At 74.9% G+C, this 15,593-nt stretch carries 13 protein-coding genes; 6 read left to right on the top strand and 7 right to left on the bottom strand.

Translation table 11 applies throughout. The features are described 5' to 3' along the window. Positions 1–695, bottom strand: a 695-nt coding sequence (locus tag ACFVFS_RS35335; protein WP_380628993.1) for a PepSY domain-containing protein, incomplete at its 3' end; no start/stop codon positions are given. A gap of 381 nt (positions 696–1,076) precedes the next feature. After that, positions 1,077–4,304 (bottom strand): discoidin domain-containing protein, encoded by a 3,228-nt coding sequence (locus ACFVFS_RS35330; RefSeq protein ID WP_380628991.1) that lies wholly within the window; start codon positions 4,302–4,304, stop codon positions 1,077–1,079. A gap of 400 nt (positions 4,305–4,704) precedes the next feature. Here ACFVFS_RS35330 and ACFVFS_RS35325 point away from each other — a divergent pair, with 400 nt between their 5' ends. Together ACFVFS_RS35325 and ACFVFS_RS35320 are read left to right on the top strand one after the other, a co-directional pair. After that, positions 4,705–5,865, top strand: a complete 1,161-nt coding sequence (locus ACFVFS_RS35325; protein WP_380628990.1) for a hypothetical protein — start codon at positions 4,705–4,707, stop codon at positions 5,863–5,865. Between the two features lie 77 nt (positions 5,866–5,942). After that, the gene (locus tag ACFVFS_RS35320) at positions 5,943–7,328 is read left to right on the top strand and encodes a PP2C family protein-serine/threonine phosphatase (protein WP_380628989.1); all 1,386 of its coding nucleotides are present in this window, start codon (positions 5,943–5,945) and stop codon (positions 7,326–7,328) included. Positions 7,329–7,343: 15 nt separating this feature from the next. Here ACFVFS_RS35320 and ACFVFS_RS35315 read toward each other — a convergent pair whose 3' ends face one another. Next, complete coding sequence (locus ACFVFS_RS35315; RefSeq protein ID WP_380628988.1) at positions 7,344–7,913, bottom strand: hypothetical protein; 570 nt, start codon at positions 7,911–7,913, stop codon at positions 7,344–7,346. 205 nt (positions 7,914–8,118) lie between these two features. On the opposite strand from ACFVFS_RS35315, the gene ACFVFS_RS35310 reads away from it, so the two are divergent. Continuing rightward, positions 8,119–8,430 carry a hypothetical protein gene (locus ACFVFS_RS35310; protein ID WP_380628986.1) on the top strand — a complete coding sequence of 104 codons (312 nt, stop codon included), beginning with the start codon at positions 8,119–8,121 and terminating at the stop codon, positions 8,428–8,430. Between the two features lie 28 nt (positions 8,431–8,458). Here ACFVFS_RS35310 and ACFVFS_RS35305 read toward each other — a convergent pair whose 3' ends face one another. After that, positions 8,459–9,460, bottom strand: a complete 1,002-nt coding sequence (locus ACFVFS_RS35305; protein WP_380628984.1) for a helix-turn-helix domain-containing protein — start codon at positions 9,458–9,460, stop codon at positions 8,459–8,461. A gap of 165 nt (positions 9,461–9,625) precedes the next feature. Between ACFVFS_RS35305 and ACFVFS_RS35300 the strand changes: the two genes are divergently transcribed. After that, positions 9,626–10,834 (top strand): MFS transporter, encoded by a 1,209-nt coding sequence (locus ACFVFS_RS35300; RefSeq protein ID WP_380628983.1) that lies wholly within the window; start codon positions 9,626–9,628, stop codon positions 10,832–10,834. A gap of 253 nt (positions 10,835–11,087) precedes the next feature. After that, positions 11,088–11,402, top strand: a complete 315-nt coding sequence (locus ACFVFS_RS35295; protein WP_380628981.1) for a hypothetical protein — start codon at positions 11,088–11,090, stop codon at positions 11,400–11,402. A gap of 70 nt (positions 11,403–11,472) precedes the next feature. Here ACFVFS_RS35295 and ACFVFS_RS35290 read toward each other — a convergent pair whose 3' ends face one another. Together ACFVFS_RS35290 and ACFVFS_RS35285 are read right to left on the bottom strand one after the other, a co-directional pair. Continuing rightward, a complete protein-coding gene (locus ACFVFS_RS35290) occupies positions 11,473–12,402 on the bottom strand; it encodes a nitrilase family protein (RefSeq protein ID WP_380628979.1) in 930 nt (309 codons plus the stop codon). A gap of 59 nt (positions 12,403–12,461) precedes the next feature. Then, on the bottom strand, positions 12,462–14,009 hold the full coding sequence (locus tag ACFVFS_RS35285; RefSeq protein ID WP_380628977.1) for a TolB family protein: 1,548 nt from the start codon (positions 14,007–14,009) through the stop codon (positions 12,462–12,464). 464 nt (positions 14,010–14,473) lie between these two features. Here ACFVFS_RS35285 and ACFVFS_RS35280 point away from each other — a divergent pair, with 464 nt between their 5' ends. After that, positions 14,474–14,710, top strand: a complete 237-nt coding sequence (locus ACFVFS_RS35280) for a WhiB family transcriptional regulator (protein ID WP_380628975.1) — start codon at positions 14,474–14,476, stop codon at positions 14,708–14,710. 336 nt (positions 14,711–15,046) lie between these two features. On the opposite strand, the gene ACFVFS_RS35275 is transcribed toward ACFVFS_RS35280, so the two are convergent. Beyond that, positions 15,047–15,436 carry a ribosomal protein L7/L12 gene (locus ACFVFS_RS35275; protein ID WP_380628974.1) on the bottom strand — a complete coding sequence of 130 codons (390 nt, stop codon included), beginning with the start codon at positions 15,434–15,436 and terminating at the stop codon, positions 15,047–15,049. Positions 15,437–15,593 lie beyond the last annotated feature (157 nt).

Below are 15,593 nucleotides of genomic sequence, written 5' to 3'. Positions count from 1 at the left end.
CGGCTCGGGTCGCGCAGCGAGAAGGAGCTGCCGGAGCCGGTGGTGTTGATGGTCGGCGAGGGGCCGTTCCACTTGCTGTTGAGCGTGCCCGCCCGCGCGTCGTCGTAGCTGTCGATGACCTCGCCGGTGGTGGCGTCGACGAAGACGTGCAGACGGCTGGGGGCGTTGCCGTTGCGGCCGGTGAGGACCGTCTCCCAGGCGAGGCGGCCGCTGTCGCCGTCCTTGACGCGCACGACCAGGCGGCGGGAGTCGACCGAGTCGACGGCGGAGAGCTTGGTGCGGGCGGTCTTCTCGGCCTTCTGGGCGCTGATCCGGGCGGTGGTGGCACCGTCGATGCGGCCGCTGGTGGCGGACTGCAGGCCGCGGACCTTGCCCTGGGAGTCGGCGAGGACGACCGCGTCGCCGCCGACCACCGGCAGGCCCTTGTAGCTGCGCTCGTAGGCGACCGAGTAGAGGCCGTCGACCCAGGGGGTGACGTTCGTGCGCTCGTAGGTCTCGTCCGAGCCCTTGGCCAGGGCGTCCACGCCGGCCGCGACCGCCCGGTCGGCGGCGCTGACGGCGGCGGCCAGGCCGCTGGGCGGCGTGGGGGTGGGCGCGGCGGTGGCCGGGCCGGCGGTGGCGGCGATGGTGCCGGCCAGCACGGTCAGGGTGGTGGCCGCGGTCAGCAACCGGCCCGCGGTAGCACTGCGTTTCATCGAGGCTCCTAGCACGTGGGGGTCCTCGACCGCGGAAGGCGTGGCTGGTGGCGCACCGCAGGGCCGTGTTTGGGGACGGCCGTGCGGGCCGTCCGCGTTCGGGTGCTGGAACCCTCACATGGCGTCATGCTCCGGTCAATGGCTGGTGCGTGTGATGTGCCGGGTTGGCAAGTTCCGTCAAGAACCGCGCCCCGCCCACGAGTCCGGCCGGGCCCGACCGCCTCGGGCGGCGACCGGAGACGGCGACCGGAGGCGGTGCCCGGCGACCACGGCCCGATGCCCGGCCACCCGAAGGAGGTGGCCGGGCATCGGGCCGCCTACCGCACCGCGCTCCGGGCACGGCAGCGCGGCGGCACGTCACGGCGGCCGGGCATCACGGCGTCAGGAGACGGCGATCTCGCCGAGCTGCAGGTAGTGGTCCCCGAACTGGTCGGCACTCAGCCGGGTGCCCGTGACCTTCACGTAGCGGGCCGTGGCCGGCGCGAACGGGAGGGTCAGGGTGCCGCCCGGGCGCGGCTGGTCGTGGCGGTCCGCGACCGTCGTCCAGGCGGTGCCGTCGGCCGACACCTGAACGGTGAAGTCGACCGGGAAGCCGAGGCCGGTGTTGGCGCCGTCGGTGCGCGGGGTCAGCCGGACCTGCTCGATCCGGCTCGCGCCCTGGAGGTCCACGACGATCGACTCGTTGCCCGCCGCCGTCGGCGACTTGAGGCTGGTCCAGCCCATCGAGTAGTCCGCGGCGGAGTTCAGCACGCCGTCCGTGGCCGCGGCGCGGCCCCAGCCGGAGCCCTCGATCGAACTCGACGTGGTCACCGGCCGGTTGGCGGCCAGGTTGTCCCCGGCGGCCTCGATCTCGGCGAGCTGCATGTGGTAGTTGCCGCGCGGGTCGGTCCGCAGCCTCGTCCCGGTGACCTTGACGTAGCGCACATCGGCGGGCGCGAACGCGACGGTCTGCGCCGAGGCGTCGGGCCGCGGCTGGTCGTGCCGGTCGGCGACGGTGGTCCAGGTGCTCTTGTCGGTCGAGACCTGGACGGTGTAGTCGACCGGGAAGCCGAGGCCGGTGTTGGCGCCGTCGGCGCGGGCGAAGAGGTCCAGGCGGCTGATCCGGCGGTTCGAGCCGAGGTCGACGGTGACCGACTCGGTGTGGTCGGTGGACAGGTTGTCGATGCTGCTCCAGCCGAGGGTGCCGGTCGGCAGCGACCGGCGGCCGTCGGTGAGGGCGGCGCTGCTCCAGCCGTCGGCCTCGTAGCTGCTGGTGGCGGAGACCGCGGCGGCCTCGGCGGGGTCGGTGCCGGGGTTGAGCCGCACGTTGTCGAAGCGGGCGGCCGCGCCGCCGGTGGCGAGGCCGATGTTGCCGACCGGGTAGGCCGGGTCGGTGACGGACATCAGCTTCGTCGCGCCCGCGTACACGTCGAGCGAGGAGCCGCGGGTGACGACCCGGAGGGTCACCGTCTGACCGGGGGAGAAGCCGGGCACGGTGGCGGTCCCCAGGGTGGTGTTGCCGCGCTGGACGAAGACCTCGCCGTTGTTGCGCAGCGCCACCAGGTAGCCGGTCTGCCGGTCGGCCGGGTTCTGGCTGTGGACGGTCAGGCCGGCCCAGTTGGTGTTGCCGCCACTCGCGTTGGTCCCGGTGATCCGGACGTCGACGGAGGCGGCGACGTCCGCGTAGGCGCGTCCGGCCACCGCGGTGACGTTGTTCCACTCGTCGCCGGTGCTGGTCTGCGCGTAGGCCTGGTCGCCGGTGACGGTCCAGGAGCCGCGGGTGTGGCGCCACTGGGTGTCGGCGCCGGAGGAGAAGTCGTCGGTGAACGGGTAGGAGGCGTCGGGCCCGGGGGTGGTGAGGGCGTCGAGGATCTGCTTGTGGCGGTGGTCGATCTCGGTGCCCGAGGTGGTGAACTCGGTGCTGCTGGTGATCAGCGAGGAGGTCAGGGCGTGGGCCAGGACCGGCTTGGAAACGGCGAGCTGCTTGAGCAGCTCGTAGTCCTGGACACCGGCGAGCAGGGCCTCGCTGCGCACGCTGTTGTAGACGTCGAGCGCACCGGGGGTGAGGTTCGGGCGGACCAGGAACGGGTCGCCGGTGGTCCAGCCGTTGAGGGTGTCGACGCCCTTGTACCGGCCTTCGTCGGCGTCCCACGCCGACCAGATGTTCCAGCCCCAGTGGAGGAACCCGTTGCCGCCGATCGACGACACCATCCACGGCGTCAGCCGGGAGTCGGAGAGCGGGTAGCTGATCAGGCGGTTGGGGTGGCGGTCCGTGGGGCCGCCGCTGAAGTAGAGCCAGAGGTCCTTCCCGGCCAGGCGCTTGTCCTGGTAGTAGGCGGCGTTGTCGTCGAAGTCGTCGTCGACGTGCGCGGTGAGGGTGGAGAGCGTGGTGTCGACGTCGGGCACGGGTGTCAGGTGGGCCTCGTTGGTCATGCCCTGCGGGAAGTACTGGTGGTAGCGCCGGTAGAGCCAGTCGGCGTTGGCCGTCCAGGCGGTGTCGGCGGGCTGGGGCTCGTCGGAGGCGGAGAGGTAGAAGACGTCGCTCCACCGGCGGCCCGGCCCGCAGACCGGTCCCGCGTCCACGCATTTGGTGTCGAGGTGGGCCTTCAGCGCCGGCAGGGCGGCGGCGAAGTACTGCTCGGCCTGGGCGGAGCCGGGTGCCACCCGGGCCACCTGCACCCCGCCGCTGCCGTTCTCGACGAGCACCTCCACCTTCGACCCGTTCTCCTCCAGGAGGTGGGGGGTGTAGATGTACTGGAGCGCGCCGGCGTCCTGGAAGAGCTGGACGAAGCGGTCGAAGGTCGTCCAGTCGAAGGTGTAGGTGCCGTTCACCAGCGTGGTGCCGGGGATGGCGAGCGCCTGGAAGTCCGCGAAGACGGTGTTGTTGCGGTGCTTGGCGTGGTTCTTGGCGATGTTCCCCATCAGGGTCCACCAACGGTCGGAGTACGCCTGAACCCCGAACTGGTCGGGTATCGAACTGGCCGTCTGGGTGTAGTCCCAGCCGACCGAGGTGAACCAGTTGTTCAGCCGGAAGGTGGAGCGGTTCGTCGGCGGGAGCTCGGCCGCGTACACCGTCAGCGAGACCGGTACGTCCACCGGGCCCGCCGAACTGTTCACGGTGGCCTTGCCGGTGTAGGTGCCGGGCGCCTGGCCGGGGGGCACCGCCACGCTGTAGTAGTACGGCTGGGTGGTGTCGGCGGCCAGGTCGTACGGGTCGTTGCCGACGAGCGCGTCGTAGTAGGCGTTGCCGCCGTTCGGCGGCTCCTGACGGTGCGGGCTGTCGGTCTTCACGATGTTCGGGTGGTTGTACTCCCGGTCGACGGTGATCCTGGAGGCCGGGATCACCGCCCCGCCCGGTCCGGTGAGGTCGCCCGCCCGCACCGACAGGCCGTTCAGCGCCCCTCCGGAGCGGACGGCGATCTGGGCGGCCTGGACTTCGTTGCGGGCGGCGAACAGGGCCACTCCGCCGGTCGGCCGCTGGGGCGCCGGCGAGGACGAGAAGACATGGTCGGCGCCGCTGGCGACCCAGACCGAGGGCGGGGCGGCGGCCCCGGCCTGGGCGGGCAGCACCGAGGCCGCGACCAGTCCCGCGACGACCGCTGTCGACGCCCGTGTGATCGTTCTCCCCACGATATCCCCTTTATCGGTAAAATTGCTCCGTGCACGGTTGACCCGTGACGCCGATAGTCATACCGCATGAAGAGCATGGTGTTTGAGGGTTTTTCGGAAAAGCGACGCTCGTCTCAGCGCCGCCGCGGACGGCGGCGGGATTCGAGGGGGCGCCGGTCCGTGGATCATCCTGAGGCTCGGCCGGTGCCCCGTCGGGGAGCGTGCCCCGCGGCCTTGCGGCGGTCCGGTGGTCCGGCCGTCCGGGCCGGAGCGGGCGCCTCCCGTCCCGCGGCGGTCGAGCCGTGGCCCGCGAGGCCGGAATCACGCAATGCGCCGTCGTTGAGGTGCCACTGACAAGCTGAGGGGTTTCGCCTATCGTGCTTCGCGGCCGTCCGAACCGTTCCGGGAGGTGGTGCACACCGTGCTGAGCGATCGTTTGCGGGCTGGGGCGCTGGAGGTGGCGGAGCGCGGCGCGACGCCGTTCTACCTGTTCGACCTGGAGGCCCTCGCGGAGGGCTACCGGGAGATGGAGCTGGTCTGGCGCAAGGAGTTCGCCCATCTGACGGTGGCGTACTCGTACAAGAGCAATCCGCTGGCGGCCGTGACCCGGCGGCTGGCGGAGCTGGGCGCGGCGGCGGAGGTGGTGTCGGGCGCGGAGCTGTCGCTGGCCCTGGAGGACGGCTTCGCGCCGGAGCGGATCGTCTACGACGGGCCGGTGAAGAGCCCGGCGGAGCTGGCCAGGGCGGCGGCGCTCGGGGTGCCGGTCCAGGTCGACTCGCTGACCGAGCTGGGCGACCTGCTCGCGCTGCCCGACGGGCCTCCGCCGGTGGGACTGCGGCTCGCGACCCGGGGCGGCAACGGCGAGCGGTCGCGCTTCGGCCTGCTGCCGGCCGAGGTGGTGCGGGCGCGCGAGCTGCTGCGCCGGGCCGGCCGGCCGGTGTGGGGGGTGCACGTCGGGGTCTCGACGCTGTCCGGGCCGGAGGCGTACCGTGCGGCCCTGCTGTCCTGGGCGGGGGTGCTGCGGGAGCTGTCGGGGGCGGCCGAGGAGCGGTTGACGGTGGACGTCGGCGGAGGGTTCCCGCCGCAGGGGGTGCCCGGGCGCCGGTGGGAGGCGTACGCCGCCGCCGTCGCGGCCGGATGCCGGCAGGCCGGGCTGGATCCGGACGCGGTGGACCTGGTGATCGAGCCGGGGCGCTCCCTGGTGGAGGCGCACGGCGCGCTGGTCTGCCGGGTGGCGGTCCGCAAGTCCCGCGACGGGCGGGAGCTGCTGGTGCTGGACGGGGGGACCAACCTGGCCCGGACGGTGAAGAGCCGGGCGCACCCGATCGCGTTCCCCGCCGCGCCGGGCGACCACCGGGGGCGGTACCGGCTGCTGGGCGCCAACTGCTACGAGGGCGACGTCTTCGCGGACGAGGTCGCGGGGCCGATCGGGGCGGGGCCGGGGGACGTGGTGGCGATCGGCGGGTGCGGCGGCTACGACCTGCCGTTCGCCCACGTGTGGGTGCGGCCCCGGCCGCCCGTGCACGCCCTGGACGGCGACGGCTGGACGGTGGTGCGGGAGACCGGCGACACCGTTCGCTGAGGCGCGGCCGAAGGGACGATCGGCGGGCCGGACGGCGGTGCGGTGCGTAGCGTGGGGGTGGTGAACGAGGCGGTGTCATGACTTCCGGGGCGGAGCCGGCCGGGCCACCGGGTGCGGCGGAGCCGCCGGAGTGCCCGGTGGCTCCGGACGGGCGGCCGGAGGACGCCGCCGAGCAGCTGCGTGCGCTCGCCCGGGCGAAGGACCGGTTGCAGGGTTTGCTGTCGGCGGTGCTGGCCATCGGCGGCGACCTGGAGCTGCCGGTGGTGCTGCACCGGATCGTCACGACGGCGATGGACCTGGTCGGGGCCCGCTACGGTGCGCTCGGCGTGCTCGACTCCTCGGGCGACCGGCTGGAGCGGTTCGTCACCGCCGGGCTGACGGAGGAGGAGCGCGCGGCCCTCGCCGGTGTCGACTTCCCGCACGGGCGCGGGGTGCTCGGGCACCTGATCCGCCACCCGGAGCCGCTGCGGGTGGACGACATCTCCTCCCACCCGGCCTCGGTGGGCTTCCCGCCGGGCCATCCGCCGATGCGGACCCTGCTGGGCGTGGCGATCACCGTCCGCGGCGAGATCTACGGCGACCTCTACCTCTCCGAGCGCGCGGACGGCCGGCCGTTCGACGCGGACGACGAGGAGATCGTCCGCGCCCTCGCGGGCGCGGCCGGCATCGCCATCGAGAACGCCCGGCTGTTCGGCTACATGCGCGACGGCGCGGAGCAGTTCCAGCGGCTGCTGCTGCCCACGCTGCCGAACCTGGTCCCGTTCACCGGGGCGGCGGTCTACCGCACCGCCGCCGAGCCGGCCGGTGTCGGCGGTGACTGGTACGACGCCGCCGTCCTGCCCGACCGGGCCTGTGCGGCCGTCATCGGCGACGTCGTCGGCCACGACCTGCAGGCCGCCGCCGCGATGGCCCAGGCGCGCAACATGCTCCGCGCGCTGCTCTTCGACCGCAGGACCCCGCCCAGCTCGGTGCTGACCCAGCTCGACCACACCGTGGGCGCCATCACCGACCTGCCCGTCACCACCGTGTGCCTGGCCCGGATCGAACCCTCCGGGGACGGCTGGAGCCTCCACTGGAGCAGCGCCGGCCACCTGCCGCCCCTCGTCGTCACGCCCGACGGGCGGGCCCGGTACCTGGACGCCGAACCCGGCATCCCCCTGGGCATCGACCCCGCCGTCCACCGCCCCGACCACACCCGCCCGCTGCCGGCCGGCGCCACCGTCGTCCTGTTCACCGACGGCCTCGTCGAGGACCCGGCGCGCCCCATCGACGAGGGCCTGGACGCCCTCGCCGCGCTCGCCGCCGCCCATGCCGCCCTGCCGCTGGACGACCTCGTCCGCCTGCTCGCCGACCGCCACCCCAGCGACGGCCACGACGACATGGCGGTGCTCGCCATCCGTCTCCCCGCCGCGCCGCTTCCCGCACCGCCTCCCGCGCCGCCGACGAACACGCCGCCGCGGTAGGCCCCGGTGGGCGGCTCAGTCGTCGAGCGTGACGCCGGGCAGCGGGAGGCCGGCGGCGTCGAACAGCGGGGTGCCGCAGTCGCAGTGCTCGTCGGCCAGGGTCTCGTTCGGCGGCAGTTGCCAGACCAGCATCTGCGAGCAGCCCGGGCAGTTCAGGCTGACCAGGGTCTCGTCGGGTTCGGCGCCCCAGGGCCGCACCGGGAGACCCTCGTGCGTCAGCCCGGCCGACGCGTGGTCGCCGCCCGGAGCGACCAGGACCTCGTAGGCGTCGGTGCCGCTGTCCCACACCAGGAGCGTGCAGCCGAGCTCCGCCAGCACACCGGAGAGGTGGTCGAGCTGGCGCACCGGGAGATCGCCGCGGCGCAGCGCCGGATCGGCCTCGGCCGCCCGGCGGACGGCCTCGGTGCCGACGCCCGCCGGCTCCGTCCCGAAGGCCCGCACCCGGTCGGCCACGAACGCCGCCAGCAGGCCCGGTTCCTCCTCGCCGGTCCAGTCCAGGGTGAACATCACCCGGTCGACCTGAACCCCCCGGGCCCGCTCGTCGGGGGTCAGGACCAGCGCTTCCAGCTCTTCCGGCTCCGTCATGGCGACACGCTATCAACGGCCGTACGGGGGGCCGGGCCGGGAGCCCGACTCTCCCGGCCCGCCCCGCCCGGCCCCCTCGCCGGGTCCGCCCACCCGGAGGGCCCCGTGGACTTCGCGGCCCGGGGAGCAAACCCGGTGACAGCCGCGGGCCCCGGGAGGAGATGTCGGAGAAGATCCGGACGACCGAAGGCCGAGAGGCGCCACGGTGGCACTTCCCAAGAAGGGTTCCCGCCGCATCGTCGTCGACGGCGTCGAGTACCGCCGGCGCGTCGGCAGGAAGCACCTGTGCTGCGACTTCGAGGGCGGCACCCTGCGCTACGTGGCGGAGGAGGCGGCCCGACCGGGAACGACGCTCGTCGTGGAGACCGGCCGGCGGGTCTTCCTCGACCCCGCCCCGGTGCCGGACCAGCTGGTCCTGCCGGGGGAGGTCGCCGCGGGCATCCGGGCCGCCCGGTCGAGGGGCTGGACGCCCGCCGCCCAGGGCTCGCCCTTCGAGCTCGACCTGTCCGCGGGCTGAACGGGCACGGGCGCCCGGCGGCAGGCCGTCACCCGGACCCGGAGGGGGCGCCGCCCGCGGCGCCGGCCAGCGCGTCCCCCAGCGCCGTGCGCTGGTAGAGCACCGAGCGCCCCGAGCGGGCGCGGCTGAGCAGGCCCGCGTCGAGCAGCACCGCGAGATGGTCGCCCACGGCGCCGGTCGCCAGGCTGAGCTGGCGGGCCAGCTGGCTGGTGCTGGCGGGAGTGTCCAGCGCGGCGAGCACCCGGGCCCGCGAACGCCCGATCAGCGCGTCGAGGGCCCGGGGCGGGCCGGCGGACGGGGTCTCCAGCAGGGCGGCGGTGCCGCGGGCGGGGTAGATCAGGGTCTTCGGCCAGGGCGGCGCCGTGTGCGTCGCCACGGTCGGGACGACGAAGACCGAGGGGATCAGCAGCAGCCCCTCCCCGGCCAGCGCCACGGTGCCGCCGCCGGCGACGCCGACCTCGATCGCCCCGTCGCGCCAGGACACCCCGTCGTGCAGGCCGGCGATCACCGCCTCCCACCCCTGCTCGCCGATCAGGCCCACCCGGTGCACCACGTCCCGCTCGCAGACCGCGCGCAGCAACGGCCAGTCGGCGGCCAGGAGTTCGTGCCAGGCCAGGTCCAGGGCGGCGGCGATCCGCTCGACGGCGTCCGGCGCGGCCAGGATCCGCCGGATCCCGGGATCCCGGACCGGCTGCACGGCCAGCGTGCGGGCGATCTCGGCGCGGGCCTGCTCCGGCGGCGTCGCGCGGATGGCGGCCAGGTCCTCGGCCCAGGTCTGGGCCAGGCCCCTGGGCGGGACGGTGATGAAGTCGGCGCCGCCGCGGGGCGTGTGCAGGGCGAGCGCCGCGTCCAGGTCGCTCGCGGCGCGCAGCCGCTCGAAGGCGGGCCGCAGCCGCGCCGCCCACGCGGCGGGCAGCCGCCCGAGGCCCCGGCCGTCCAGGGACCGCAGCAGACAGGCCAGTTCGAAGGCGGGGGAGAGGGCGAAGCGGCTGCGCAGCAGGGCCTCGGCGGCGACTTCGAAGCGGATCACGCCCCGACCCTACGACCTCGCGAGCCGTTGCGGCCGGACGGCCCCACGGCCCCACGGCCCTACGGCCCTACGACCTGGCGGCCCCGCGGCCCTCGCGACCCCTCGACCTTACGTCGAGGGACGAATCATTCGCGCGGCCGGGAGCGCCCCGCGAGGCTGCCGCCCATGACCACGCACGCGCCCACCCACCGCACCACCTACCGTGAGGTCCTCGCCGAGCCCCGGTTCAGGGTGCTCTTCCTCGCCCGCTCCGTGGCGATCACCGCCGATTCGCTGCGGATCTCGGCGTTCTCGGTCCTGGTCTTCGCCACCACCGCCTCACCCCTGCTGAGCGCGGTGGCCTTCGGGGCGGGCTTCCTGCCCCAGCTGTTCGGCAGCGTGCTGCTCGGCCCGCTCGCCGACCGCCTGCCACCGCGGGCGCTGATCGCCGGGGGCTACCTGCTGGAGGCCGTGGCGGCCCTGGCCCTGGCGTCGCTGCCGCTGTCCGTCGCGGCGGACCTGGCGCTGGTGGCACTGGTCGCGGTGGTGACACCGGTGTTCCACGGCGCCTCGGGGCGGCTGGTGGCCCGCTGGCTGACCGGGGACGCCTATGTGCTGGGGCGGTCGCTGAACGGCATGGCCTCCTCGGTCGCCCAACTGGCGGGCCTGGCCGTCGGCGGCGCCGCCGTCGCGGCCCTCGGCACCCGCCAGGCGCTCGCCGTCGGCGCGGCGCTCCACCTCACGGCGGCGGTGGCGGTCCGGCTCGGCCTGCCGCGGCTCGACCCCGACGGCGCCCCGGCCGGCTCGCTGGCGAAGGCCGGACTGCGCGGGACCGCCGCCCTGCTGGGCGCCCGGCACCCGCGGCGGCTGCTGCTCGCCCAGTGGCTGCCGGGCGCCGCCACGGCCGGGGCCGAGGCCCTGATCGTCGCCTACGCCGGGCAGCGGCACTTCGCGCCCGGCACCTACGCCCTGCTGATGGCCTGTCTGCCGGCCGGCATGCTGGTGGGCGCCCTGGTCGTCGGCCGGCTGGTGCGGCCGCCCGTGCGGGAGCGGCTGGTGGCCCCGCTCGCCGCGGTGATGGGACTGCCGCTGCTGGCCTTCGCGGCGGATCCCGGCGCCGGGGCGAGCGCGGCCCTGCTGCTGTGCGCCGGGACCGGCTTCGCCTACGCCCTGGGACTGCAGCGGGCCTTCCTCGACGCGGTGCCCGACGCCAACCAGGGCCAGGCGTTCGGGCTGCTGTCCTCGGGCACCATGACCCTGCAGGGCCTCGGCCCCGCCTGCTTCGGCGTGCTCGCGACCGCGGCGGGCACCGGCGCCGCGATGGCCGCGGCGGGCGCCGCCACGCTGGCGACCGCCTGCTGGATCGCCACCTGGCACACCGCGAACCCGTCGTAGCCGCGGCCTGGTGCCGCCCTCCGCGGCGGGCCCGGCCGAGTGTCGACACCATCATGGCCTGTCAGAGGCCCTTTCCGGTAGGACCGGGAGCACAGCCGATCACCCTTGTCCGGCGCCTGCGCGGCCCGCAGACTCGACGTCATCCACTCTCCCCGGCTCCGTGCCGGCGCCCGCTCCCGGGCGTCGGCACGCACGCCGTGCTGCCCCGCGCGGGCCCGGGGGAGGGGCACGGCGACGAACGAAGGGGGACACGGTGAATCAGGATGCGGTGCTGCGGGCGAGGATGCTGCTGCTCGGCACGGACCGGCGGGTGCTGCGGGGACCGCGGGGCCTGTGGGCCTACCGGCTGCTCACGCAGGTCTCGCCCGAGGCGTACGGATCGAAGCTGGCCCGGGTGCTGGTCGACGCGACCCGCCTCCCGGAGGTGAGCGGGCTGCCGCAGGCCCGCCTGGCGCTGCTGGAGGAGGCGATCGCGACGGCCCGGGCGCTGGACGCCGGCAACCCGTACCGGGAACGGGTGCTCGCCCTCGCGCTGGCGGCGCGCGAGGCGGAGCTCCGGGCGCGGTAGACCCTGGGCGCCCCGGCCGCCGGGTGCGTGCGTTCCGGACTCCGCCGCCGGTGGAGCGACCCGGCCCCCGTCAGCGGGGGAAGGGCCCGCTCCGCCGGTAGCCGAGCATCGGGTCGTAGAGGTCGGTCCGCCGGTCGCGCACCAGGTCGTTGAGCGGGTTCCAGATCGGCGCGGCGCGGGAGGCGACCACGTCGACGTCGGCGGTCAGGACGCGCTCCTCGTCCGGGCCCGCGATCTCCCCGAGCGGCCGGCCGCCGGTGCCGGCGATCAGCGAGCAGCCGAGGAAGCGGGCGTCGCGGTCGGTGCCGATCCGGTTGGCGGCGGCGATGACGACGTTGTTGACGTGGGCGGCGGTCATCGTGAGGTACGCGGCCATGCACCGGCCGGACGCGTCGAGCACGGGCGGCGGGGTCCAGGTCCAGTTGTTGGCGCTGCAGATGATGTCCGCCCCCTGGAGCGCGAGCAGCCGCGGCACCTCGGGGAACCAGATGTCCCAGCAGATGAGCAGCCCGATCCGGCCCAGCCGGGTCTCGAACACCGGGAAGCCCCGGTCGCCCGGGGTGAACCAGAGCTTCTCGGTGTTCCACAGGTGGGTCTTGCGGTAGTGGCCGATGTAGCCGTCCGGGCCGACCAGGACGGCCGAGTCGAACAGCCGGACGCCGTCCTGCTCGACCAGGCCCCCCACCAGGTGCACGCCCCGGTCGCGGGCGAACGCCTCCCACGCGCGGACGGTGGCGCCCGACGGCACCTCTTCGGCGTGGGCGTACGCCTCGGCCCGGGTCGCGAACGCGTAGCCGGTCGCGCACAGTTCGGGGAGCACGACGAGGGTGGCGCCCCCGTCGGCCGCCTGCCCGGCCAGGTCCAGGCCCCGCCGGAGGTTCCGCTCCCGGTTGGCGGTTCCGACCTGGGCGTCGCACTGCACCACGGCGATCCGGGCCGGGCTGACGCGGTGGTCCGCCCCGGCGGTGCGCGGGTCTGTTCCTGTTACGGGCACGGTCATCTCCCGCCCTGTCGGGCGCCGCCCGTCACCGCAGGGGGACGGGCGCCGCCGCGATCCGGTCAGTCGTCCTGGTTCTCGCCCTGATCGTCGCCGCCGCCCCGGTGGCGCCCGACGAACGAGACGAAGGCCTGGGAGCCCTCGGCCGCCGGGGCGTCGGTGCCGGCCACCAGATTGCCGCTGGTCGAAGCGAACGCCACCGCGCGGCCCGAGGCGGCCACGAACGGCTCCCTCGAATCGCCGTTGCCGAACGAGCCGTCCGGCGCGGTGGAGACCCGCTCGGTGCGGCCGGTGCGCAGGTCCTGGCGGTAGACGTCCCAGCCCGCGCGCTGCGGGCCGGCCACCAGGTTGTCGGCCTCGGACTCGAAGTAGAGCCAGCGGTTGTCGGCGGTGATCGAGCCGTGGTCCGAGGAGCCGACCGAACCGGTGCCCGGCAGACCGCCGCTGACCTTGGTCACCGTTCCCGTCCGCAGGTCCCGGACGTGCAGCACCGTGTGGTAGCGGTGACCGTGGGTCGAGCCGCCGGGCTCGGCCAGCGTGTAGATCGCGCGCCGCCCGTCGGGGCTGATCGTCGCGTCGAAGCTGGAGTTGCCCACCGTGCCGTCGAGGCCCGCGCTCACCGCCCGCAGCTTCCCGGTGGGCACGTCGTAGACGTAGTAGACGGCGGAGGTCGGGTGGGAGGCGATCGACTCCCCCAGGCCCTTCGGGGTGCTGCGGCGAGCGGCCTCGGCGGCGCTCGGGGTCAGCTCCACGTCGCCGGGGGCGATGGCCGGAGCCGGGGGCTGCTCCTCCGGCAGCAGTTCGGAGAGCGAGGAGAAGCCGATGGTGCGGCCGTCCGCGCTGATCGTCGGGTGCACCGAGAGGCTCTCGCCCGGCCTGCCGTTGGTGTCCCGGGAGATCAGCCGGGTGGTGTGGGTCCGCCGGTCGGTCAGGTAGACGTTGTACTTCCAGGTGTACGGCCGGTTCAGCGACGGGTCGGCGTCCACCGCAGGCGCTTCCACCACGGTCGGGTCCAGGTCGGTCCGCGAGGACAGGAAGGCCACGTACCGGCCGTCCGCGCTGATCGAGGGCGCGTACGAGGCGTGGTACTGGTCGGTGTCGGTCCCGGCGGCGCTGCCGCTGATCAGCTCGGTGCGCCCCGTCCAGCGGTCGCGCACGTACACCTCGTCGCGCCCCGCCACCCGCGCGCCGGGCACCACGCCCTCGGCGTCGCTGTCGAAGGCGACGTAGCGGCCGTTGGCGTTGATCGCGACGTAGTCGGTGAAGCCCGCCAGCGGCTCGTCCGCGTCGGAGAGGTTGACCCGCTCGGTGCGCCCGGTGCGCAGGTCCCTCACATAGGCGTCGCGCCAGCCCTTCCCGGGCTGCTCCACCACGTTGGTGGCCCAGGAGGTGAACAGGGCGTAGCGCCCGTCGGCGCTGAGGCCCTTGCTGAACGACTGGTCGTTGGGCGTGGCGCCGTCCACCCCGGTGCTGATCCGGACGGTGCCGCGCGCCACCGGACCGGCCTGGGCCTGGGCGGGAACGGCGGTGGCGGCGAGCACCGCGGCCGCGGCCACCACACCCCCGCCCGCGAGCCACCGGTTGCGGGTCCTCCGGCTGGTACGTGTCATCAGGTCTTCCCCTCTGCTCGCCCGGCCGGGCTCCCTCCCGGCGGCGGGCTTTCCGGGCAAGCCAATCCCCGGGCGGGCCGGTGGTCAACGCCCGTCGTCGATCCGAGGCGAAAGATACGTCAACGAGCTTATACGACGGGGGAGTCGAACCCTGGGCCGGCGCGGTTCCCGGCACAGGCCGAGCAGCAGATCGCGGACCTCCGCGGGGCGGGACAGGAAGGGGTGGTGCCCGGCGTCGAGTTCGACCACGCGGCCGGCCCGGCGGGCGAACTCACACACGCCCGTGCACGAACACGACCCGCATCGCCACCTCCACGCCCTCGCCCGCCCCCGGGAGGAACGGGACCCGCGCTCCCGGGGTCCCACCGGCCCAGGCCCCCGCGCGGACGGCTCGGCAGCCGATGTCACAATCACCGCCCCCGCGTCGTCAGAGAGGAGAGGACCGGAAGAACGGAGGCACCCTCATGAACTGGCGTGAGTCGGCCCGCTGCCGGGGCGTGGACCCCGAACTCTTCTTCCCCATCGGCAGCGGCACCAGCTTCCCGACGCTCGTGCAGAGCGACGAGGCGAAGGCCGTGTGCGGCCGCTGCCCGGTGGCACGGCAGTGCCTGGACTGGGCGCTCGACGCCGCGCCCGTGGAGGGCGTCTGGGGCGGGACGACGGAAGCGGAACGCCGCGTGCTGCGCCGACACCGGGCCTGAGCCCGCCGCGGCGGACCGGGTGCGCGACTGTGACCGGCAGCGGCGGCGGAACATCCCCGCCCTCAGGTGGGCCGCCGCGCCGTCAGGTGGCGGCGGCGTCGCCGGGTCGTCAGGTGGCGGCGACGGCCTCGGCGGGGAGTGCGTGCGCCTCGGTGAGGGCGGGCCCCTACCCGGCCGGATCGTCCGCCAGGTGGGGACCGAGCACCTCCAGCCCTCGCGTCCGCCCCTCGCCGACTCCCCGCCGACCGTGACCTTCCGTGCCCGGGATTCTCCCATCCCGCGGCCGCCGGGAGGCGCTTCCGGCGGCTGAAGGTTCAGGGCTCAGGGTTCAGGCTCTCAGGGGCGGTGGTAAGGGGTGTGGCCGGGCAGGGGGCCGTAGGCGGCGCAGGGCCCGCAGCCGCAGGTGGTCAGGGAGTTGGCCGGGCAGTGCGGCGTGGGCCAGAACGGGGACGTGCACGGGCCGGGGCCGATCGGGGTGTCGTCGGACACGACGCGTCGGCACCAGCCGCAACGGACGGCGGCCGGTGCGCCGGCCTCGCGCAGCCGACGGGCCGCTGCGGCGGCGAGGTCGAACGGAACGTCCTCCAGCGCGATGACGGGTGCGCTGCCCAGCAGTTGCCTGCTGTGCCAGAGGCTCAGCCCGGTGACCGCCCGGATCGCCTTGAAGGCCGCCGCGCCGCCGGGGGACGCCGCGGTCAGCAGGACCGTGAACTGCGGATCCTCCACGGGTCTCCTTCTCGGACGCGGGTGCGCGGTCCGCCCAGTCAATCGTCAAGCGGCCCCGAGGCCCAGCGAATTTCCGCCCCCGACCCCTCGCCGACCCACGACGTGCCGCCCCGGCACCTCGGCGCATCAACGGGCCCGGCACCCCGGAGGATCGGCC

It is taken from the genome of Kitasatospora sp. NPDC057692, from assembly GCF_042799475.1.
In the GTDB taxonomy this organism is placed as follows: Bacteria; Actinomycetota; Actinomycetes; order Streptomycetales; family Streptomycetaceae; genus Kitasatospora.
Note: the sequence above shows the minus strand (reverse complement) of the source record. Positions and strands in the feature narration are given on the sequence as shown.